The sequence below is a fragment of the Mesorhizobium sp. M0802 genome, from assembly GCF_040320115.1.
Classification (GTDB): Bacteria; Pseudomonadota; Alphaproteobacteria; order Rhizobiales; family Rhizobiaceae; genus Mesorhizobium.
In genome coordinates this window covers 68,199-87,836 of the sequence record NZ_JAMYOY010000006.1, presented here as the reverse complement: position 1 = coordinate 87,836, position 19,638 = coordinate 68,199, and the positions used below count along the sequence as shown (strand labels likewise).

At 63.1% G+C, this 19,638-nt stretch carries 22 protein-coding genes; 7 read left to right on the top strand and 15 right to left on the bottom strand.

What is annotated here, in order from left to right; all coding sequences use genetic code 11:
* The first annotated feature begins 94 nt into the window (after window positions 1-94).
* Together NKI10_RS11470 and NKI10_RS11465 are read left to right on the top strand one after the other, a co-directional pair.
* Window positions 95-322 carry a DUF1127 domain-containing protein gene (locus NKI10_RS11470; RefSeq protein ID WP_023735668.1) on the top strand — a complete coding sequence of 76 codons (228 nt, stop codon included), beginning with the start codon at window positions 95-97 and terminating at the stop codon, window positions 320-322.
* Window positions 323-424: 102 nt separating this feature from the next.
* On the top strand, window positions 425-1,606 hold the full coding sequence (locus NKI10_RS11465; RefSeq protein WP_023704772.1) for an MFS transporter: 1,182 nt from the start codon (window positions 425-427) through the stop codon (window positions 1,604-1,606).
* On the opposite strand, the gene NKI10_RS11460 is transcribed toward NKI10_RS11465, so the two are convergent.
* The 5 genes from NKI10_RS11460 to NKI10_RS11440 form a co-directional block, all read right to left on the bottom strand.
* Window positions 1,597-1,731 (bottom strand): hypothetical protein, encoded by a 135-nt coding sequence (locus tag NKI10_RS11460; RefSeq protein WP_023682661.1) that lies wholly within the window; start codon window positions 1,729-1,731, stop codon window positions 1,597-1,599. The two genes, NKI10_RS11465 and NKI10_RS11460, sit on opposite strands and share 10 nt — an antisense overlap.
* A gap of 212 nt (window positions 1,732-1,943) precedes the next feature.
* Window positions 1,944-2,108 carry a DUF3309 family protein gene (locus NKI10_RS11455; RefSeq protein ID WP_023667887.1) on the bottom strand — a complete coding sequence of 55 codons (165 nt, stop codon included), beginning with the start codon at window positions 2,106-2,108 and terminating at the stop codon, window positions 1,944-1,946.
* 368 nt (window positions 2,109-2,476) lie between these two features.
* Window positions 2,477-4,363 (bottom strand): ABC transporter ATP-binding protein, encoded by a 1,887-nt coding sequence (locus tag NKI10_RS11450; protein ID WP_023726296.1) that lies wholly within the window; start codon window positions 4,361-4,363, stop codon window positions 2,477-2,479.
* Window positions 4,363-6,195, bottom strand: a complete 1,833-nt coding sequence (locus tag NKI10_RS11445) for an ABC transporter ATP-binding protein (protein ID WP_245260393.1) — start codon at window positions 6,193-6,195, stop codon at window positions 4,363-4,365. Before NKI10_RS11445 ends, NKI10_RS11450 begins: the two co-directional genes overlap by 1 nt.
* A gap of 268 nt (window positions 6,196-6,463) precedes the next feature.
* Window positions 6,464-7,378, bottom strand: a complete 915-nt coding sequence (locus NKI10_RS11440; RefSeq protein ID WP_023738384.1) for a dihydrodipicolinate synthase family protein — start codon at window positions 7,376-7,378, stop codon at window positions 6,464-6,466.
* A gap of 281 nt (window positions 7,379-7,659) precedes the next feature.
* Between NKI10_RS11440 and NKI10_RS11435 the strand changes: the two genes are divergently transcribed.
* Window positions 7,660-8,592 (top strand): LysR family transcriptional regulator, encoded by a 933-nt coding sequence (locus NKI10_RS11435; protein WP_352859949.1) that lies wholly within the window; start codon window positions 7,660-7,662, stop codon window positions 8,590-8,592.
* On the opposite strand, the gene NKI10_RS11430 is transcribed toward NKI10_RS11435, so the two are convergent.
* From NKI10_RS11430 to NKI10_RS11420, 3 genes are all read right to left on the bottom strand, one after another.
* Window positions 8,543-9,274: an SDR family oxidoreductase gene (locus NKI10_RS11430; protein ID WP_023753996.1), complete on the bottom strand. Its 732-nt coding sequence runs from the start codon at window positions 9,272-9,274 to the stop codon at window positions 8,543-8,545. The genes NKI10_RS11435 and NKI10_RS11430 overlap by 50 nt on opposite strands.
* Window positions 9,275-9,437: 163 nt before the next feature.
* Window positions 9,438-10,046, bottom strand: a complete 609-nt coding sequence (locus NKI10_RS11425; protein WP_023667893.1) for an NAD(P)-dependent oxidoreductase — start codon at window positions 10,044-10,046, stop codon at window positions 9,438-9,440.
* Window positions 10,047-10,098: 52 nt separating this feature from the next.
* Entirely contained in the window at window positions 10,099-10,737 is a 639-nt protein-coding gene (locus tag NKI10_RS11420; RefSeq protein WP_023740596.1) for a DsbA family protein, read from the bottom strand.
* A gap of 102 nt (window positions 10,738-10,839) precedes the next feature.
* Between NKI10_RS11420 and NKI10_RS11415 the strand changes: the two genes are divergently transcribed.
* The 4 genes from NKI10_RS11415 to NKI10_RS11400 all read left to right on the top strand — a co-directional run bounded on the left by NKI10_RS11415 (window position 10,840) and on the right by NKI10_RS11400 (window position 12,533).
* Window positions 10,840-11,751 (top strand): LysR substrate-binding domain-containing protein, encoded by a 912-nt coding sequence (locus NKI10_RS11415; protein WP_023699792.1) that lies wholly within the window; start codon window positions 10,840-10,842, stop codon window positions 11,749-11,751.
* Window positions 11,752-11,847: 96 nt separating this feature from the next.
* A complete protein-coding gene (locus NKI10_RS11410) occupies window positions 11,848-12,123 on the top strand; it encodes a hypothetical protein (protein ID WP_023732219.1) in 276 nt (91 codons plus the stop codon).
* A gap of 75 nt (window positions 12,124-12,198) precedes the next feature.
* Window positions 12,199-12,414, top strand: coding sequence for a hypothetical protein (locus NKI10_RS11405; RefSeq protein WP_352758133.1), 216 nt, complete (start codon window positions 12,199-12,201; stop codon window positions 12,412-12,414).
* Window positions 12,387-12,533 carry a hypothetical protein gene (locus tag NKI10_RS11400; RefSeq protein WP_352758134.1) on the top strand — a complete coding sequence of 49 codons (147 nt, stop codon included), beginning with the start codon at window positions 12,387-12,389 and terminating at the stop codon, window positions 12,531-12,533. The genes NKI10_RS11405 and NKI10_RS11400 overlap by 28 nt, the downstream gene beginning before the upstream one ends.
* Window positions 12,534-12,610: 77 nt before the next feature.
* Here the strand turns inward: NKI10_RS11400 and NKI10_RS11395 are convergent, their stop codons facing one another.
* The 7 genes from NKI10_RS11395 to NKI10_RS11365 all read right to left on the bottom strand — a co-directional run bounded on the left by NKI10_RS11395 (window position 12,611) and on the right by NKI10_RS11365 (window position 19,622).
* Complete coding sequence (locus NKI10_RS11395; RefSeq protein WP_023823540.1) at window positions 12,611-13,639, bottom strand: ROK family protein; 1,029 nt, start codon at window positions 13,637-13,639, stop codon at window positions 12,611-12,613.
* Entirely contained in the window at window positions 13,639-14,364 is a 726-nt protein-coding gene (locus NKI10_RS11390; RefSeq protein WP_027050141.1) for a ribulose-phosphate 3-epimerase, read from the bottom strand. The genes NKI10_RS11395 and NKI10_RS11390 overlap by 1 nt, the downstream gene beginning before the upstream one ends.
* A 4-nt stretch (window positions 14,365-14,368) precedes the next feature.
* A complete protein-coding gene (locus tag NKI10_RS11385) occupies window positions 14,369-15,190 on the bottom strand; it encodes a sugar phosphate isomerase/epimerase family protein (RefSeq protein WP_352859946.1) in 822 nt (273 codons plus the stop codon).
* 40 nt (window positions 15,191-15,230) lie between these two features.
* Window positions 15,231-16,073: a carbohydrate ABC transporter permease gene (locus tag NKI10_RS11380; protein WP_023686993.1), complete on the bottom strand. Its 843-nt coding sequence runs from the start codon at window positions 16,071-16,073 to the stop codon at window positions 15,231-15,233.
* A gap of 4 nt (window positions 16,074-16,077) precedes the next feature.
* Entirely contained in the window at window positions 16,078-16,974 is an 897-nt protein-coding gene (locus tag NKI10_RS11375) for a carbohydrate ABC transporter permease (RefSeq protein WP_023825956.1), read from the bottom strand.
* A gap of 139 nt (window positions 16,975-17,113) precedes the next feature.
* Window positions 17,114-18,361, bottom strand: coding sequence for an ABC transporter substrate-binding protein (locus tag NKI10_RS11370; RefSeq protein WP_023729221.1), 1,248 nt, complete (start codon window positions 18,359-18,361; stop codon window positions 17,114-17,116).
* A gap of 115 nt (window positions 18,362-18,476) precedes the next feature.
* Window positions 18,477-19,622: an ABC transporter ATP-binding protein gene (locus NKI10_RS11365; RefSeq protein ID WP_023686996.1), complete on the bottom strand. Its 1,146-nt coding sequence runs from the start codon at window positions 19,620-19,622 to the stop codon at window positions 18,477-18,479.
* Window positions 19,623-19,638 lie beyond the last annotated feature (16 nt).

The following is a 19,638-nucleotide window of genomic DNA, read 5'->3' as shown; positions in this document are numbered from 1 at the left end:
TGGCCGGGCTTAATTACGGCGCCGTCCGCATGCGGCAGAGTTCAACCTCTTGCAAGCCGAGGGCTGTCGCTCCTCAAACCGAATGGAGGTTGCCATGAACGATACCCTTGCTTCTGCTCGTGCAGCCTTGCCGGAAAAGGCGGTGTCATCGGGCCGGCGTCCGACGGGCCCGCGGGGCATGATCGCGGCCTGGCGCGAGCGGATACGCTTTCGCTGGGACCTCAAGCAGATGGCGGAGGCCAATCCGCACCTGATCGACGATATCGGTCTGACCAGACGCCAGCTCGAGGCCGAAATCGTCAAACGCTTCTGGCAAGTGTGAGCTGATGTCGCGGATAAGACCCGCCCGCCTGTTTGGGCGTACCGCGGCGTTTTGCCGGCATTTGCACTTGCCGGAACGTGCCGATCCTGCTTCGAAGTCGGCATGAGCGCCGAAGACGCGACGTCACCGCCGGAGAACCACATCGCATGGGCCGCGATGGCCGGCATCATCGCGACAGTTACGGTGTTCGCCATAGCACAGGGGCTGACGTATCCGCTGCTCAGCTTCATCCTGGAACGGCAAGGGACGACACCGGGCCTCATCGGCCTCTCGGCCGCGATGACGCCTCTGGGTTTCATTATATCGTCGCTCTTCACGCCGGCGCTGGTCCGGCGGGTGGGCGCGGCGCGCTTTGCGGTTGTGTGTTCGATCCTGGCAGCAACCGTCCTGATCGCGATTGCCTGGACGCAGGATGTATGGGCCTGGATGCCGTTGCGCTTCCTGCTCGGCTTCTTTGCCAATCCGCTTTACGTGATCAGTGAAACCTGGCTGGTCTCGATCACACCCGCCGCACGCCGAGGCCGCATCATGGGCCTATACTCCTCCATCGTTTCCGCCGGCTTTGGCCTCGGCCCGCTGTCGCTAGGCTTGGTCGGCACGCAAGGATGGCCACCCTTCATCATCGGCAGCGCGGCCTTCCTTGTCTGCGGCCTGATCGTGCTTGCCGTCGCGCCACGCCTGCCCGACATGCCGCGTGAGGGCGAAGCGGTGTCGGTCGGCGGCTTCTTCGCGCTGGCGCCGCTGCTCTTGTTCGCAGTCTTCACGGCTGCCGCCTTCGAGCAAGTCCTGCTTTCGCTGTTCGCGGTCTATGGTGCCGCGCTCGGCAGCACTGAGCAGCGCATCGCTTCGCTCATCACCTGTTTCATCGCCGGCAATGCCGTGCTGCAGGTCGTGCTTGGGCGCGCCGCCGAACGGTTTGGCTCGAAGCCGATGATGCTGTTCTGTGTCCTGGCTTGCCTGGCCGGTTGTTTGCTGTTGCCGTTGCTCTTCGCTACATGGCTTGTCTGGCCGCTCTTCTTCGTCTGGGGCGGGGTCTCGTTCGGGATCTACACGCTGTCGCTGATCCAGCTCGGCGAGCGTTTCACCGGTCAAGCCTTGATCGCCGGCAATGCCGCCTTCGCGTTCGTATGGGGGGTAGGCGGCATCGTCGGCTCACCCGTGGCCGGGCTGGCGATGCAACTGACCGGACATCAGGGACTGCCATTGTCGCTTGGCCTGCTGTGCTGCGTGCTGGTGGTGTTTCTGCTGGCGGAGTTACGGCGGGTTGACCGCGTTCAGGCGTAAGGCGTGCCTGCCATTGCGGCCTTCAGGCCGATGCTGCCCTTGTCGACAATAGCGAGAAAGGCCGGACCCGCCTCGTCGCCGTCCTGGGTTTCTCGAAGCGTCCGATCCGCCTCGATGAACGCCACGGCCGCCAGGCGGGTGTCGGGGTCTGCAGCTTACGCCCGCCGCCTTCGGATAGTGCCACCATTAGGATATCCCAGCTCGTCGCGTTCGCTCTCGCTCGCGCCGACGCCGGCCCAGTCCGGACCAGCAATGTCTTCAGCTGCCATGTCTTCAAACCTCGATGTCAGGCGAAAACGCGGCCGCCGTAGAAACTCGGCGGCCGCCAATGGCGACGCTATATTCGCCCGAGAACAACCAGAATGATCACGATGATCAGCACCAGCCCGAGGCCACCGCCGCCATAGTAACCAGTGCCGTAGAACGGGCCGCCGCCGAGGCCGCTGAAGCCGCCGAGCAACGCGATGATCAGGATGATAATAAGAATGGTACCCAGGCCCATATGCCGTCTCCTTCGCTGCCGCGCCGTTCACGGCGCGGCTCGAAGAACTAAACTCCCAGCAAGCCTTCCTGTTCCCCGGCGATTTTCATCCGACGGCTAAGGAACGAAAGCCATCATGACGGCGTTTGCTGAGGTTCAGGCGCAAGCTGCGCGTGCCATCGCGCGCGCTGGGCGGCGCGTAGAATTCAGAATTTAGGCGGGATCGCCCTCAAGGCGACCGGCGGCTCGTCCACCCGAACGCGCCGGCAGGCGTGACGCCGGGCTTACGCTGGAAGGCGAGATGAAACGTGTCGGCATCTGAAAGCCGAATTGGTCGACGACGAGTTTTGGCCCCGCACCATTTCCAGTCGAGCCGAACCGGCAGCAGCTCACGTCGCCTTGCCGGCCGGCGCGCCTATGTCTTCCTCGGCAATATCGTCGAACGATGCGTAGTTCATGTTGTAGAGCCTGGCATAGAGGCCCTTGGCCGCCATCAGCTGCTCGTGGTTGCCGCTTTCGACGATCTCGCCGTTCTGTAGAACGATGATGCGATCGGCGCCGCGTATGGTCGCCAGCCGGTGCGCGATGACCAGCCCGGTGCGGCCTTCCAGCAGCGTGACCAGCGCTTTCTGGATCAGCATCTCGGTGTAGGAATCGATGCTCGCCGTGGCCTCGTCGAGCACCAGGATTTTCGCATCGGCGACCAGTGCGCGTGCAAAACTGATCAGCTGACGCTGGCCGAGCGAGAGATTGCCGCCGCGCTGTTCGAGCTCGGTGTCGTAGCCATCGGGCAGATGCTCGATGAAGTCGTGCGCGCCGACGGCCTGCGCCGCGCGCACCACCTCCTCGCGGGTAGCCGATGTCTTGTGGTAGCGGATGTTCTCCAGCACCGTGCCGGAAAACAGGAATGGCTCCTGCAACACCATCGCCACCTGGTCGCCGAGCGAATCCTGCGTCACGTCGCGCACGTCGTGGCCGCCGACCCGCACCTCGCCCGACCAGACATCATAGAAGCGGTGCACCAGCGCCATGCAGCTCGACTTGCCCGAACCGGTCGGGCCGACAAGCGCAACCGTCTCGCCCGGATTGACGCGGAAGGAGATGTTTTTCAGCACCGGCTGGTTCTGCCGGTAGCCGAAGGTGACGTTCCTGAACTCGACCGAACCGTCCATGTCGCGCGTCAGCGCCACCGCGCCTTGTTTGTCGCTAACGTCGACCGGCACGTCCAGCACTTCGGAGATGCGTTGGCCCGACGCCATGGCGCGCTGCATGACACTGTACTGCATGGTGAGCGAGCGGATCGGGTCGAAGAAGCGCTGGATGTAGAACAGGAACGCCACCATGACGCCGATGTCGAGGCTGTGCGACAGCACCATCGAACCGCCGACGACGATGACCGTCGCCATCGCAATGCCGGTCAGCGTGTCGACGATCGGCACCATCACCTGCGCATATTTGGCCGAGGTCAGGTGAGCCCTGAGATTGGCCAGCACCTTCTCGTCATAGAGGTCGAAATTGACGTGCTGGCGTTCGAGACTCTGCACAGTGCGCACGCCATGGATGCCTTCCGCCAGCGCCCCATTGGCAATCGAATTGGTTTCGTGCGCGGCCATGAAGGCGACCTTGGCGCGCGGCAGCCAGAACAGGCGCACGATGAACAGCGCCGGCATGGTCGACAGCGTCAACAGGCCGAGACGAAAATCGAGCCACAAAAGCACGCTGACAATGCCGAAAAGAAGCACGATGTCGCCCACCGACATGACCGATGTCTCGAGGAATTCCTGCATCGAATTGACGTCGCCCTGCAGGCGCGACATCAGCCGGCCCACCTCGGTCTTGTCCATGAAGCTCAGCGAGACGCGCTGCAGATGGCTGAACATGGCGCGGCGCAAATCCGACAGCACATTCTCGGCCACCTTGCCGACGACGCTTTCCTGGATATAGCTGGCGGCATAGTTGATCAGGATGATCAGGGCGAAGGCACCGATCGCCCAGTTCATGACGGAGCTGTCGGCCTTGCCCGCCGCCATGCCGTGGTCGATGGCGTAACGGATGACCAGCGGGATCGCCAATTGCGTCAGAGTGAACACCAAAACGGCGGCGACCGAGATGAAGATCCGGCCCTGATACGGTCTCACGAAGCTCCAGATGCGGCGCACGATGCGCGGATCGTAGACCTTGCCGAAGACCTCTTCCTCGTCGCGGTGCGAACCGACGACGGCCCTTGTGGGCCGCCGGCTGGTGTCTTCCTTCTGGTCGTCGTTCTGTGTCGACATCATGCGGCTCCCACCGCCACCGGCAAATCGTCGTCCGGCCGCAGCTGCAGGTCGTAAAGCGCGCGGTAGCGTCCACCCAGCGCCAACAATTCCTGGTGCGTGCCGCGCTCGGAGATGCGGCCATTCTCGACGAACAGGATCTGGTCGGCATGCATCAGCGAGCTCAGCCGGTGCGAGATGATCAGCGTCACGCGGTCCTTGGCGAAGCGCTTCATCGCGGTGCGGATTCGCTGCTCGGTGCCGGCGTCGACAGCCGCGGTGGAATCGTCGAAGACCAGCACCGAAGGCCGCAGCATCAGGGTGCGGGCGATGGTCAGGCGCTGCCGCTGGCCGCCGGAAAGCGATGAGCCGCGCTCGCCCACGACCGTGGTGTAGCCGGCCGGAAGCCCGATGATGTAATTGTGCAACTGGGCGTATTCAGCCGCCTGCCCGATGCGGGTCTCGCGCGCCCAGGGATTTCCATAGGCGATGTTGTTTTCGATCGAGGTGGTGAACAGGAAGGCGTCCTGCTGCACGACGCCGACCGCCTTGCGCAACGATTGCAGCGTGACCTCGCGTATATCCTGCCCGTCGATGGTGATCGCGCCTGACGTCACATCGTAGAAGCGCGGGATCAGATGCGCGATGGTCGACTTGCCGCTGCCAGGCGGGCCGACAATGCCGACGGTCTCGCCGGACCTGGCCTCGAAGGAAATGCCCGACAGCGCCGGCCGGCCGCCGGCGCCCGCGTAGCGGAAGCCGACATTGTCGAAGCGCAGCAAGCCTTCGGTGACCACGAGATCCTTGGCATCAGGCGCATCCTCGATGTCAAGTTCGGCGTCAAGCAGTTCGAACAGCCTTGTGCCGCAGGTCGAGGCGCGGGCGAACGAGTTGACCATCAGCCCGAGCTGGCGCACCGGCATCTGCAGGATGGTCATGAAGGTGAGGAACTGCGCCAGCGTGCCTACGCTGATCTGGCCCGCGATCACCTTCTGGCCACCGAACCACAGCACCAGGCCCATGGCCGCCAGGAAGGAAAAATTCATGGCGCTGGTGTTAGAGACGCGGATGTCGACGCGCTGGTCGGCAAGCTCCAGCGCCGACTTCTTGGCGCGGTCGAATTTTTCCAGCTCATGCCGCTGCGCCGCAAAGGCGCGCACGACGCGGATTCCGCCGAGGTTCTCGTCCATCACCCGGCTCAGCACTGACAGCCGCTCCTGCAGCGTCAGCCAGGTGCTGCGCAGCCTGAGCTGTGTGACCGAGGAGCGCCAGGCGACGAACGGCACGAAACTCAGACTGAGCAGCCCGAGCTCGAGATCGGTGCTGATCAGGAGATAGGAGCCGACGCCGATCAGCACGCCGAGCAGCACCACGCGCAATATGCCGGTGGAAAAGAACATGCGCACGCCGTCGAGGTCGAGCAGGCCAAGCGTAATCAGGTCGCCGGTATGCACCCGGTCATGGAAGGAGAAGCTCAGCCGCTGGATCTTCTCGTAGAAGGCCAGGCGCAGCTCATAGCCGGTGCGGTGGCCAACGGCCTCGCCATAATAATTCTGCGCCATGGTGAAGAGGCCGCGCAGAATGCTGACGACGAGCAAGGTGATCGCCGTCGTCCACAGCGCCTGCTCAGCCGCCGCGCCGCCGCCTCCAGCCATCACGCCTTGCGCCTGGTCGATGGCGTGGCCGAGCAGGCGCGGGATGAACAGCTGCAGCGTCGCGGCAATGAAGGTCGAGGCGATGGTGATCGCAACTTGCCAAGGATGGCGCAGCGTCATGCGCACGATGCGCAGCAGCGTGCTGAGGCCCTTGCCCCAGGACGCCTCCGCCACATGGGCAAACGATTTGCCGCGCATCGCTGCGCCGCGGGTTGCATCCATTGCCAAGGAAAATACCCAATCCGATCCGGACATTAGCCCAGACGAATGAAAACAGACTCAGTTTCAGATACCGCGATGGTACGCCTCGATTTTGACCGTTCAAGGGCCAATGGCGGTATCGCACTGTGCCTGAAAGGGGCTGATCGTCCGCGACCGCTTAAGCCCGTGTCGGCGTTAGAGGCGGCAGGCTCGTCACTTTAGGCCGATTGAAAAGATGCGAGCATGTGGGTTGCGCCAACCGCCATCATGCGTGACCTCGGCCAATGTGATCGGCTGCGGGACCGAGCGCAGTGAGCAGCGCCTTGCCGCTTTCCAGCGTCGCATTCTCATGCGGCGCGCGCAGGTTGAGCCAGCGTTTGTCGCCGGAGCGCACCGCCAGCACGGCCTTCATTGCCGGGATCAGGCCTGCATCCTGGATCACCTTGCGGAACGCCCTGATCGCGGCGTCCGCTTCCGTGACGTCTTGGCCAGCGATCGTCGCGTCGTAGAGGGCGCGGATGGCCGCAGCGTTGAGATTGACGGTCGCGGAGATACAGCCCGCAGCACCACTGGCGAGCCCCTTGGTCAGTTGCGCCTCCGAGCTGGGGAACACCGCGACGTCGGGTGCGGCGGCAATCACCGCCGCCGTGTTGTTCCAGTCGCCGGCGCTATCCTTGTAGGCGACGACCGTCTCTGGAAACGCCGCGCTCAACCGGGCGGTCAGGGCAGGGCTTACCGGCACGCCGGAGTTCTGCGGGATGTGGTAGAGGATCATCTTCAGCGCCGGGTTGGCCACCCTTTCGATCAGCTCGCTGTAGTAGCGCGCCTGGCCATCGTCCCCGGCGGCCGTGTAGAAGAACGATGGCAGCACCATCACGGCGGCGCAGCCGAGGCCGACCGCGTGCTTCGACAGTTCGACGGTTTCGGGCAGTGCGGTGACGCCGGTGCCGGGCATCATGCGCCCCGGCGAAATGCCTGATGCAACCAGCCATTCCAGCGCCTGCATGCGCTCGTCGAGCGAGAGCGACAGCGCCTCGCCCGTGGTGCCGAACGGCGACAGGAAATGCGCGCCCTGGCCCAGCGCCCATTTGGCGTGTGAGATCCAAAGGTCACGGGCAATGCGGCCATCGTTCTCGAACGGCGTCAGGATCGGGGCGATGGTTCCTTGCGGGCGGGGCATGTCGGTCCTTCCATCGGTGCTGGAAATCAGCTTGGCATAGAGCATACGTACGATGCGATCTGCCAGAGGCGATCTCTTGGGCCACCGCGCCGGCCGTGGGAAAACTTGCGGGTCATTGCCGCGAAATTCTGGCCCTTCGGTCTGCCGCAACCAGATGACGCCGGCGTCAATGGGTTGCAAATGGACCGGGGTTGCAAATGGACCGGGGTTGCAAATGGAACAGGGTTGCAAATGGACCAGCCAAGCCCGAAATGTCGAACAGAGACAGATCCGGAAACGGCATGCACCCACGATTGCTCAAGACCTTCCTCGCCGTGGCGCGGCACCGCAACATCACCCGCGCAGCGCGGGAGGTTCATCTGGCGCAGTCGAGCGTCAGCGACCAGATCCAGTCGCTGGAAAGCGAACTTGGTGTCGTCCTCTTCATCCGCTCGCGCCACGGCCTCGACCTGACAACGGCCGGCGACGCGCTGAAACCCTATGCGGAAGAGATTCTGCAACTGGCGGAGGAGGCGCGTATTGCCGTCGAGGCAACGACGGGAATGACCGCCGGAACGGTTACGGTCGGCGCGCTGGAGACGATTGCGACCGTCAGACTTCCGCAATGGCTGGCGGCCTTTCGAGGCGACCACCCGGAGATCGGTCTGCGGCTGAAAATCGCCGGCAGCGATGCCCTGCTGCGGCAGCTCGAAGAGAGCGAGATTGACGTCGCCTTCTGTTTCGACAAAGGCGGTCTGGACGAACGTCTGGCCCGGCGCACGATATCGGCCGAGCCGCTGGTCCTTGTCGCCTCACCCGAACATGCGCCCGCATCGGGGCAGAGCGACCTGGCCACGCTCGCCGCGATGCGTTTCGTGGTGACGGAAACCGGATGCGTCTACCGGCATCTGTTCGACACTGCCTTTGCCGAGATTGCAGCGCCAGAACTTGCCGCCGAAGTCGGCAGCATCGGCGCCATTGCGGGCCTGGTGGCGACTGGTGTCGGCATGGGCCTGGTGCCGCGGCTGGCCGTTGCCGACGCGCTCGATCGCGGCGAGATCGTCGAATTGCCATGGCCGGGTTCGGCCCGCACGGCGTCGCTGGTCATGATCTGGCGCCGCCGGCGGGTGCAACCGCCGGCGCTGAAACTGCTGCTGGCTGCCGCGGCCAGGAATTTCGCTGCGCTCAGATCAGCCGATGACCGCCCTCGACATGCAGAACCGTCCCTGTCGTAAAACCGTTGCCCATCAGAAAGGCGATGGCATCGGCAATGTCGTCCGGCTGTCCGACGCGGCCGACCGGCAGGCGCCTGGCCATTGCATCGAGCGTCTCGTCCTTCTTGTCGCCGGCCACAAAACTCCAGATCGGCGTGTCGACCCAGCCCGGCGAGACGGCGTTGACACGGACCGGCGCCAGCTCGACCGCCAGCGCCCGCACCAACCCTTCCAGCGCAGCGTTGACAGCGGCAACGACCGAGCCGCGCGCCGCCGGCCGGTAGGCGGCAATGCCTGAGGTGAAGGTGATGGAGCCGTTGGCCGAAAGCTGCGGCGCGCCATGCTTGGCGAGCAGCAGCGGCCCGTAGAATTTGCTTTCGACGACCCGCTGCGCCGCCTTCAGGTCGACTGAAGGCAATAGCTCATAGGCGCCTTCGATGTCGGCGGCGGTGCTGACAATATGGTCGAGCCGGCCAATTCGCTTGAACAGGTCAGCGACCTGATCCTCCCTGGCGATATCGGCCGCGACGGCGCTCAAAGCGGAAGGGTTCTGCAGCGCCTCGCCGGCACGCTTGAGCCTGGCTTCACTGCGGCTGACGATGATGACTTCGGCGCCTGAGTCCAGGCACCGCCTTGCCAACGCCAGCCCCATTCCGGAGCTGCCGCCAATGATAGCGATTTTCGATTTTGCGATGTCTGCCATGTTTCCGTTGCTGTCCTGAACCGCTCCGGCGAGAGTCGCAGACCGGCGGCAGGAGTGGAAACGGAAGAAAGCGATAGTGCCATCGGAGGCTCCGATGGCACTATCGTCGATAGGAACCGACGCGGGCCGCTCCGTCGAGTGCCCGCCTGTCAATGAAGTGCGCTCAGTAGCCGACCGTAAAGCGCTGCTTGATATGCGCCGGCTTTTCGATCTCGTCAGCCATGACGATGGCGTAGTCCTCGAAGGAAATGCTGCTGCCCTTGTCGGACGTCAGCAGCGTGTCCTTGCCGATGCGGTATTTGCCGGTCCGCTCGCCGGCGACGAACAGCGCCGAAGGCGACAGCAAGGTCCAGTCGAGATCGTCGACCGTCCGCAGCGTGTCGAGGAAGTCGGCGCCCTTCTGCGCCTCGGCCTTGTAGATATCAGGGAAGGTCGGCGTGTCGACCAGGCGCTTGCCGGGCGCAACCTCAAGGCTGCCGGCGCCGCCGACGACGAGGTAGCGTTTGACGCCGGAAGCACGCACGGCTGCGATGAGCGTATCGGGATCGCTGTCGAGGAAATGAACCGAGGAGATCACCGCGTCATGACCCTTGATCAGGGCGGCAAGGCCATCCTTGTCGAAGACGTCGCCCTTCTTGGCAGTCACGCCCGGAAGTGCCGCGATCTTGTCTGGATGCCGGGCAATGGCGGTGATGCTGTGCCCGCGATCGGAGAGTTCCTTAAGCAGGCGGGAGCCGACCTGGCCGGACGCGCCGATAAGTGCGATTTTCATGGGGATTTTCCTTTCGTCTGGGGAGAATTTCATCTGGGGAGAATTTCTGGGATTACGCCGCCTCGATGTGAGCGACGAGATTGTCGTAGCTGCCGAACAGCGCGTTGGCGCCGATCAGGCGCGGCGCCGTTTGGCCGATCACCGCCAGCGCGGGAACGCCATTGGCATGCAGCCGTTGGAACAACATCCGCCCGCGGCTGACCAGGTCGTGATGCTTCGCCAGAAACGGCTGCGTCGGCGCTTTCAAGAGCTTTGCCGCGTCGCTCATGCCGGCGTCGGTCAGTACCGCGGCGACGCCGTCAACCGTCACAATATCGCGGCCGTCGACATAGCGCGCATGCTGGATCGCCTTCAGTGCCGCAAGTTCCTGGCGCCAGTCGTCCAGCCCGGCGGCGTTGATGCCCATGGTGGCAGCGGAAGAATCGAGCAAGGTGCCGCTGACATTGAGCACATTGTCGAGATAGGCCTGGCTGAAGCGCTGTCCGCTCAGCCGCGCGATGCGCTGGTCATTGTCCCAGGCGTGGGCGGCAAAACCTGTATCCAGCGGCCGCGCGCCGGCACCGGAGAAAAGCCCCACCGGCAGCAGTTGGAGCGCGGTCCCGCCGGCGGCCAGTCGATCAAGCATCGGCGTGGCGCCATAGCACCAACCGCAGAGCGGGTCGAAAAGATAGGTTAGGGTTGCATTGGTCATGGCGGCCTCATTCTGTTGCCCGATAGATGACAGCTGGACCGCTTGCGAAAAATAGCGATCAATCATACAAACTGTCTGATAAAATCAGACAATGAGTGGCCTGTGACCGAACTCCTCAATCTCAATCGGCTCGTCTACTTCGCCACCGTGGTGGAGACCGGCTCGTTCACGGCCGCTGCCGACCGTCTCGATGTTGCCAAGGCTGTGGTCAGCCATCAGGTCGGCAAGCTCGAAGAAGAGCTTGGCGCCACGCTGTTGCGGCGCACGACCCGGCGCGTGACGGCGACCGAAGAGGGTCGTCTGTTCTATGACCGGACCGCGATCATCCTGCGCGAGGCGGAGGCAGCCTATGGCGACATTTCGCAGCGAGCGGCGCAGCCGACGGGGACGCTGCGGCTGACGGCGCCGCTCGATTATGGCGAGAAGGTCGTGGCGCCGACCATCGCCGCCTACATCAGAAAATACCCGAAAATGCGGGTCGAGACGATCTTCGACGATGCGGTCAGCAACCTGGTCGACGAGCAGATCGATCTTGGCATCCGCGTCGGCTGGCTTGCCGATTCCAGCAATCTGGCGCGGCGGCTGGGCAGCCTGCAGCAATTCGTCGTCGCCAGCCCGGAACTGGCCGCCAGGCTGCCTGGGGAAGCCAGCCCCAGGCAGGCGAAGTCGCTGCCCTGGGTCGGCAACGCCCAGTTGCGCGGGGTCGGCCAATGGCTGTTCTCGAGGGGCACGGAAACGGTGCTGGCCGAACTCAACCCCGTCGTCAGCTGCGACAAGACACCAGGCGTGCTGTCCTGCGTGCTGGCCGGCATCGGCCTCGGCATCTTTCCGGATTACAGTGTCGCCGACGACATTGCGCGCGGCCGGCTGGTGCGGGTGTTCGCGGACTGGACCTTGCCGTCCGGTGGCATCCATGCCGTCTTCCCGCCGGCGCGCTTCAGGCCGGCCAAGGTGCGCGCTTTCGTCGACCTCCTGGTTGCAGCCGAACGGCGGCGCGCGCGCAGTGCGGGCTGATTTCGGCACCGGCCGGCAATGCCGGCGAGGGAACCTTTGTTCGGCAGGCGCTTTTGGATATGCTGCGATTCCGAACCGTCAGAAGGGGTACTGCCGATGACCACCAAGATCTTTGCGACCTGCATGCTCGCTCTCGCTGTCGGCTGCAGCCTGTCCACAGCGGGTGTCGCCAAGGACAAGCATCGCCATCGTCAGCCAGAACCCGAACGCTACGTCCCCGCCCATCGCGACCTCATCTACGCCCTGTTCGGCGGCCCGCGCTACTATGACAAAATGCTGATCACCACGGCGGCCGGCCCGTGCTCTTACGACCGGGTCGGGCCGGACGCGAATGCGCTGAACAAGGTCAACGATCACCATTGCGGAAAGTAGATTGGTCCCAAAGGCGGGGTCCTGCGTCCCAGGGTTACCGGATGACGGCCGCCGCGAACACGATAGAGACAGTCGATGACCGCTGGTGAGAAATGGTCTCCGTCCGAAAAGAAAGTCGCCCGCACTGCCTATGACGCAGCGCTGAAGGTGGCGCTCGACAAGACGCTGGCTGAACTCAAGAGCAGGGCCCACGTTGCGGCAACGCCTTACGAAATGTGGGATGTCGAAGACTTCTGCTGCAGCAGCGACGGAAGATCGACCAGATGTTCGACTATCGCTATTCACAGCTAATACAGGTCTTCGCCAATCTCATCCGGCAAGGCTATCTCGAGGAGAATCTCCTTGTTGGCTTGTCGGAAGACAAGCGGCAAACGATCCGAAAATACGCCAGGTGGAATCGCGAAGGGTAGGGGTCCTCTTCGGGGACCTTGGCGCTGCATTCAAACTGGACCATTCACCATCTTCGCGCGCGCCGCGCAGCTCGAGTTCAGCCATGGCGTGCCTCCGTGGCATCGGCTGTCGCGCCTCTGTCCTTGTCGTCCTGCGCCATCGCCAGCGGCGCACCCGGTTCGCCTTCCCACAGGATCAGGCTGGCGGCGCCGATCAGCCCGGCCCGGTCGCCGAGTTCAGCCTGCACGATCGGCACGTCGCGATAGGCCGGCATCGCCCGCTGCTGGATGACCGCTCTGATCGACGGTGCCAGAAGGTCGAACCCGTTGGAAAGGCCGCCTCCCATGACAATCAGATCGGGCGAATAGAGATGAAGCAGGTTGGTGAAGCCGATGCCCAGCCATTGTGCTTCCGCCTCGATCAGGTCGAGAGCGTTGGCGTCGCCGGCCTTGGCAGCCTCTACGACATGCCTGGCCGAGACGTCGCCGTCATTTGACAGCCGTCGTAAGAGCGAGCCGTCGCCCGGCGCGGTCAGTCGCGTGGCGCGGCGGCCGAGCGCGGTTCCGGAGGCAACGGCCTCGAAGCAGCCGATGGCGCCGCAAAAGCAGCGGTCGCCTTCACCGGTGATGGTCATGTGGCCGATCTCGGCCGCCAGTCCGCGCCTGCCGTGATAGATGTGGCCATCGGCGACGACGCCGCCGCCAATGCCGGTCGATACGGTCACGAACACCAGCGATCCGCTGCCACGTCCGGCGCCAAAACGCCATTCGCCGAGCGCCGCCGCATTGGCGTCATTCTCCAGCCGCACCGGCAAGCCGAAATGCTGCCCCAGAATGTCGATCAGCGGCACGTCGTGCCAGCCGGCCAGCGTCGGCGGCGCAATCACGATCCCCGCCTTGGGGTCGAGCGGTCCCGGTGCTCCGACGCCGATGCCGGCGACCTTTGCCTGCGGGTGTTCCCTAAGCAGCGTGCCTGCCAGAGCGACGATCTGGCCGATCACCGCCTCCGATCCCGCACCGGCAAGCGTCGGCGCTGAAGCATGGGCGACGATATTGCCATCGCTTTCGACCAGCGCACCGCGCAGCGCCGTGCCGCCGAGATCGAAGGCGAGCGCAATCTTGTTCATCAGGCGGCGACCTCCAGTCCGTGCAGCCAGGCCATGCGCCGGGCAAGGTCGGGATCGCCGAAGGCCAGCGAGCCCAGCACCACGGTCTGCGCACCTGCGGCGCGCAGCAAAGGCACTGTCTCATGGCGGATGCCGCCATCGGCGGCGAGCACGATGTCGGCCTCGCGGCCGGCTTTGCGCATCAGCGCGCGCGCCTCGATCAGGCGCGGACACGCTTGATCGGACAGGCTCTGGCCCTTGACGCCGATGGAAGTGCCGAGCAGCGTCACGAACGCCACTTCCGGCAGGAAGGGCGTGACGGCCGCGACCGGTGTTTCCAGCCGCAGCACCACGCCGGCCTCGGCCCCGAGTTCACGCGCCAGTTTCACGGCGCGCAGACCGGTCTCGCCGTTTTCGGCGTGCACACTGATCAGGTCGGCGCCGGCCTCGATGAACTGGCGCGTCTGTTCCTCGACGATCTCGGCTTCGACCATCAAATGGACATGGATAGGCTTTGCGGTGAGCTTGGCGATGTGCGCCACCAGGTCCGGGAAGAACAGGAAGCCAGGGGTGAAGCGGGCATCGGCGACGTCGATATGATGGACATCGGCATGGGTCTCGATGCGCTTCAAATCGCGCTCCATATTGGCGAGGTCGGCCGACCACAGCGAAAACTCGCCGATAAGCCGGTTGCGCGGCAGGGCGGCAATTGCGGCGGGGCCGGACAGGGGCTTGTTCGTCGTCATCGTCTCAGGCTCCGTAGCCGCGCATTGTCTGGCGGTTGGTTTTGACGGCGCCGGCAGGGTCGGCGGCGGCCGTTTCGGACTCTTCCTCCAGCACCAGCCAGCCGGTGAAATTGGGTGCAGCACCAGCGATCTCGATCACCTTCGCCGTGTCACAGACGCCCTTGCCGAGCATCGCCCAGGTTCCATTCGCGTCGACATCCTTCAGATGCACATAGCGGATGCGGTCGCGATAAGTGGTGAGCGTATCCGCCATGTCCTGGCCGCCGCGCAAGATGTGGCCGGTGTCCGGCACCCAGCCGACCAGCGAGGCGTCGACCAGCCCGAAGATGCGATCATAGTCGGCGCGGTCGAACAGCAGCGTGTTGTGATGCGAGCTTGGATGCACCGCGACCTGGACGCCGGCCTCGCGCCCGAGCTCGCCGGCTTTGTTGTAGACCTCGGCGGCGATGGCAAACTTGTCGTCGCGCGGCCCGTCGGAAACGATCGTGGCCGAGCCCATCGACACCAGCGCGCCGGGAAAGGCGGCGGCGAAGTCGATCCAGCGTTTGGCGGTCTCCAGGTCGGCGCCGATCTCATCCCTAAGCGTGAAACCGCTCTTGGAGCCGAAGGCGAAGGAGACGAGCGTCAGCCCGGATGACTTCAGCGCGGCGGCGAACTCCGTTGGCTTGCCGGCATAGCGGCCGATCATCGTGTCGGTGATCTCGATGCCGGCATAGCCGCCATCGGCGATCGCCTTGAGCAGATCGTCCGGGCTGCCGGCAAAACGGTCGCCGAGCATTTCCCAGGTAAAGGTCTGGCAACCGACTTTCAGGTCTTTCACGGTCATCCTTTCGTTTCTTGATTCCACTCTCCGTTGGAGGGACATCCTATTTGACCGACCCTGCGGTCATGCCGGCGAGGAAGAACCTCTGGGCAACCAGGTAGATGACCAGGAGCGGCAGCGAGCCGAGCACGCTCATCGCCATCATCTGGTTCCATTCGAAGGCGTGTTGTCCCATCAACAGCTGGATGCCGATCGGGACGGTGCGCATGGACGTTGACTTCGTCAGCGTCAGCGCAAAGAGAAATTCGTTCCAGCACAACAGGAAGGTGTAGACCGACGTCGCCACGATACCGGGCAGTGAAATCGGCACGATCACCCGCCACAGCGCGGTCCAACTGGTGCCGCCGTCGACAGCCACCGCTTCATCGAGGTCGCGGGGCAAGGTGTTCAGATATCCCGTCATCAGCAGGATCGCATAGGGCAGCGTAAACACCAGATAGGTCAGGATCAGCGCGACATAGGTGTCGAAGATGCCATACGAGACGACAAGCCCGAAAAAGGGGATCAAAAGCGTGATCGGCGGGATCGTCTGCGTGCTGATGATGAGAGTGTTGAGGCTGCCCTTGCCGCGGAAATTGAAACGGCTGAACCCATAGGCCGCCAGCAAGGCGATCAGCACCGTCAGCACGGTCACCGCTCCGGCCACGAAGTAGCTGTTGAAGAAGAAGCGCAGCTTTACCGGGTCGCCCAGGATGGCCGCATACGCTTCCAGCGTGAAGGCCTTCGGCAGGACGGTTGGTGGCAGGGCAAAGATTTCGGTGTTCGACTTGAACGAGCTGCTCAGCATCCAGTAGATCGGGAAGGCCGCGAAAAAGAGCCCTGCGGCAAGCGCGACATGGAGCGCGGCGGTGATCAGCCTGTCTTTCGGCGTGTGCATTTTCCTCATGTGACTACCGAGCCTTTTGATAGCGGATGTAGAACAGCGTCAGGCCGAGAGAGATCAGCAGGATGACCACGGCGCTCGCCGAGGCCTGCGACAGGTTGTAGCTCGAAAACGCCAGCTTGTATGTGTAGGTGCTGAGGACCTCGGTCGAGTAGATCGGACCGCCACCCGTCGTTATCCAGATCAATGGAAAGACCTGCATGGTCCAGATGAAGTCGAGCAGCGAGATGCTGATGATGATCGGCATCAGCTGCGGAATGGTGATGAAGATCAACTTCTGGTAGGCCTTCGCGCCGTCGATATCGGCGGCCTCGTAGAAATCCTTGGGAATGCCCTGCAAGCCTGCGAGCAGGCTGACCATGAAAAGCGGGTAGCCCGCCCAGATATTGGCGAAGGTGACGGCGTGCAGCGCGGTCGCGGGCGAGGAAAACCACTCGACCTTGGAACCGATGATGCCCATCTGCATGAGAACGCTGTTCACGACACCATTCGGCTCAAGCAGAAGGCGCCAGATCACCGCGATAATTACCGCGGTGAACAGCCAGGGCAGTATGTACAGCACGCGCAGAATGTTGCGCAGCGTCGGATTGATGCGGTCGCTGTTCAGCATGAGTGCGAAGAGCATGCCGATGGTCATATGGAAGACGACACTCATGCAGGTGAAGTAGAGCGTGTGCCACAGCGAGGCCCAGAACACCGGATCGGCAAAGATCGCCTGGTAGTGTTTCAGTCCGGCAAAGGACGGGTCGCGACGCAGCACCGCGCTGTTCTGGAACGAATAGCCAATCACCGTCACCATCGGCAGCAGCATCAGAAGGCCGACTATGAGGAGCGATGGTGACAGATAGAGATAGGGTGCGACCGCTCGTTTCAGTCGATGGTGGGAGCGCTTCTGCCCGGTCATGTGCGACCCCTGGGATGTGCCTTCAGGAGGAAGGTGCGCTTCAAAAACAGGTCCATCTCAAATTGCGATCCGTTGTTGACGGGTGGCCTGGCCGAGGCCGGGCCACCCGGTGGAAGATAGCAAACGGGCAATGGGCCGCTCAGAATTTCGCCATCCAGCCCTTTTGAGCGTTGGTTGCGGCTTGTTCCGGAGACTGCTCGCCGGCAAGCATCTTCTGAGCCTCCACGTCGAACTGGGTCATCAGGTCTTCAGCCACCGGCAGGCCCGTGAACTCGTTGGCGAGATAGCCGGTCTTGAAGATTTCGAAAGCCTTGGCGAAAGCCTTGTCCGAGGTCACGAAATCGGGCTTGGCGTTGACGTTCCCCGGGAAGGCGTTTGCAAGCGACACGAGCTTGGCATTCACCTTTTCACTCATCAGATATTGGACGAGCTTCCAGGCTTCATCCTGATGTTTCGAGGCGGCAGAGATGCCGATGCCCCAGGAGGCATAGGGAAGGCCGCGCTTGCCGTTGTAGTCCGCCACGACTGGGACCGGGATGAGGTCGAAGTTCAGCTTGGGATTGCGTTTGCGGATGAGATTCACATGCGCGAGCGAGTCGATCATCATTCCGACCCGATCGTTGACGAATTCCTCGACCTTTTCCTGCTCGGTCTTGGTGGCAATGCCGGGCGAGATGACGCCGGCGTCGTTCAGCGATTTGACGAAGGTGAGCATATCGACGACCGGCTTGCCCTCGAGAGCCGGCTTGCCTTCAACCATCATCGATTGACCCGAGGCCCAGACCCACGACATCAGGTCGTTCTGGACACCGGACGGCGTTTGCAGCGACAGCGGCAGCACCCAGCCATACTGGTTCTTGTCGGCATGGGTCATCTTCTTGGCGGCTTCGAGAAACTCCGCGCGGGTCGACGGCAGCTTGGTGACGCCTGCCTGTGCGGCGAGGTCCAGATTGACGAAGACCGGATAGACGAACGAAGCCACGGGAAACATCACCGCCTTGCCGTCCACCTTGATGATATCCGCGACCTGGGTCTTGTCGAACCCGCTCGCATCCATCATCGGGTTCATGTCGGCTAGCGCACCCTGCGCGTTCAGATTGTTCACCCAGGCGCCGTCGAGACCGACGACGTCGCTGAGCGTTCCGGTTGCGGCGCCGACCGAGATCTGGTCTCGCGTGGTCGCATAGGGACCGCTGACCAGCGTCACCTTGATGCCGGGGTTTGCAGCCTCGAAGTCGTTCATGATTGCCCTGAGCGATCCCGCCGGCAATTCGGGCTCCCACCATTGGGTGAATTCCAGCGTCGTGTCCGCCATGGCGCCGGTTGCACCAAGCAACCATGCGGCCGCGGCTATTTTCAGCATCGCGGGTCGTATCCGAAACATCATTTTCTCCTCCTTCTTCAAGATCGGCCGCACAATGCGGACGATCGTCTGTTCATTCAGAAGCCTTCTTGTATCTTCCGCAGGCACCTCGCTCCCGCCCGCGGTCTTCCGCAGATCTTCAGATCGCCAGATGCGTTTCGGGATCGAAGAAATGGAACTTGGCATCATCCACGGCCAACCGGATTTCCGAGCCGGAGCGGACGGCGCTGATCGGCTCGAACCTCGCCACCGCGTTCGACGCCAGGCCGAAATCATCCACCGCATCCGGATCGCCGGAGTCCACCCGGACCGCGTCGATGTTCATGTGGACGATCTGTTCGGAGCCGAGTTCCTCGATCGAGGTCACCCTGGCCGGTATCGTCTGATACTTGCGACCGGATTCAAGGCTGCTGTCATAAAGATCCTCCGGTCTGATCCCGAACACGACCTTGCGCCCCGCATACGACCTCAAGGCCGGCCTGCGCACGAAGGCTGCATCCTGCAGCCGGACGGCGAAGTCGCGAAAAGCGAGCTCGCCGCCCTTCAGGGTCGCCTCGAAAAGGTTCATCGAAGGAGAGCCGATGAAGCCGGCAACGAAGGCGTTAACCGGCGATTCATAGAGCCTCTTGGGTGTGTCGACCTGCTGCAGCACACCGCCTTTCAACACCGCGACTCTGTCGCCCATCGTCATCGCTTCGATCTGATCGTGGGTCACGTAAATGGTCGTGACGCCGAGCTGCTTTTGCAGGCTGGTGATTTCGGCGCGCATTTGCACACGCAGTTTCGCATCCAGATTGGAAAGCGGCTCGTCCATGAGAAAGGCGGCCGGCTCGCGCACCATGGCGCGGCCCATGGCAACCCGTTGACGCTGCCCGCCTGACAGGTTCGCGGGTTTGCTGTCCAGCAAAGACGTCAGCTGAAGAGTTTTGGCGATCTCGTCCACGCGCTTCTTGCGCTCGGCCTTCGGCTTGCCTGCCAGCCGCATCGAAAAGGCGATGTTTTCGGATACCGTCATATGCGGGTAGAGCGCGTAGCTCTGGAACACCATCGCGATGTCGCGGTCCTTGGGCGGCATGTCGACGACGTCGACCCCGCCGATCCGAAGGCTGCCGCTGGTGATGTCTTCCAACCCCGCGATCATTCGCAACGCCGTGGATTTGCCGCAGCCGGAAGGCCCGACGAGGATCAAGAACTCGCCGTCCTTGACCGACAGGTTCAACTGGTCGATTGCGCGAAAACTGTTCCCGTAGGTTTTGCAGATCTTCTCAAGAATGACTTCTGCCATATTCCTCCCTCCACAA

Excerpts from the sequence above, each read along its gene's own strand:
- NKI10_RS11470 (WP_023735668.1), top strand. The coding sequence starts at position 95 with ATGAACGATACCCTTGCTTCTGCTCGTGCAGCCTTGCCGGAAAAGGCG.
- NKI10_RS11465 (WP_023704772.1), top strand. The coding sequence starts at position 425 with ATGAGCGCCGAAGACGCGACGTCACCGCCGGAGAACCACATCGCATGG.
- NKI10_RS11455 (WP_023667887.1), bottom strand. The coding sequence starts at position 2,108 with ATGGGCCTGGGTACCATTCTTATTATCATCCTGATCATCGCGTTGCTC.
- NKI10_RS11450 (WP_023726296.1), bottom strand. The coding sequence starts at position 4,363 with ATGTCGACACAGAACGACGACCAGAAGGAAGACACCAGCCGGCGGCCC.
- NKI10_RS11445 (WP_245260393.1), bottom strand. The coding sequence starts at position 6,195 with ATGCGCGGCAAATCGTTTGCCCATGTGGCGGAGGCGTCCTGGGGCAAG.
- NKI10_RS11440 (WP_023738384.1), bottom strand. The coding sequence starts at position 7,378 with ATGCCCCGCCCGCAAGGAACCATCGCCCCGATCCTGACGCCGTTCGAG.
- NKI10_RS11435 (WP_352859949.1), top strand. The coding sequence starts at position 7,660 with ATGCACCCACGATTGCTCAAGACCTTCCTCGCCGTGGCGCGGCACCGC.
- NKI10_RS11430 (WP_023753996.1), bottom strand. The coding sequence starts at position 9,274 with ATGGCAGACATCGCAAAATCGAAAATCGCTATCATTGGCGGCAGCTCC.
- NKI10_RS11425 (WP_023667893.1), bottom strand. The coding sequence starts at position 10,046 with ATGAAAATCGCACTTATCGGCGCGTCCGGCCAGGTCGGCTCCCGCCTG.
- NKI10_RS11420 (WP_023740596.1), bottom strand. The coding sequence starts at position 10,737 with ATGACCAATGCAACCCTAACCTATCTTTTCGACCCGCTCTGCGGTTGG.
- NKI10_RS11410 (WP_023732219.1), top strand. The coding sequence starts at position 11,848 with ATGACCACCAAGATCTTTGCGACCTGCATGCTCGCTCTCGCTGTCGGC.
- NKI10_RS11405 (WP_352758133.1), top strand. The coding sequence starts at position 12,199 with ATGACCGCTGGTGAGAAATGGTCTCCGTCCGAAAAGAAAGTCGCCCGC.
- NKI10_RS11400 (WP_352758134.1), top strand. The coding sequence starts at position 12,387 with ATGTTCGACTATCGCTATTCACAGCTAATACAGGTCTTCGCCAATCTC.
- NKI10_RS11395 (WP_023823540.1), bottom strand. The coding sequence starts at position 13,639 with ATGAACAAGATTGCGCTCGCCTTCGATCTCGGCGGCACGGCGCTGCGC.
- NKI10_RS11390 (WP_027050141.1), bottom strand. The coding sequence starts at position 14,364 with ATGACGACGAACAAGCCCCTGTCCGGCCCCGCCGCAATTGCCGCCCTG.
- NKI10_RS11385 (WP_352859946.1), bottom strand. The coding sequence starts at position 15,190 with ATGACCGTGAAAGACCTGAAAGTCGGTTGCCAGACCTTTACCTGGGAA.
- NKI10_RS11380 (WP_023686993.1), bottom strand. The coding sequence starts at position 16,073 with ATGAGGAAAATGCACACGCCGAAAGACAGGCTGATCACCGCCGCGCTC.
- NKI10_RS11375 (WP_023825956.1), bottom strand. The coding sequence starts at position 16,974 with ATGACCGGGCAGAAGCGCTCCCACCATCGACTGAAACGAGCGGTCGCA.
- NKI10_RS11370 (WP_023729221.1), bottom strand. The coding sequence starts at position 18,361 with ATGATGTTTCGGATACGACCCGCGATGCTGAAAATAGCCGCGGCCGCA.
- NKI10_RS11365 (WP_023686996.1), bottom strand. The coding sequence starts at position 19,622 with ATGGCAGAAGTCATTCTTGAGAAGATCTGCAAAACCTACGGGAACAGT.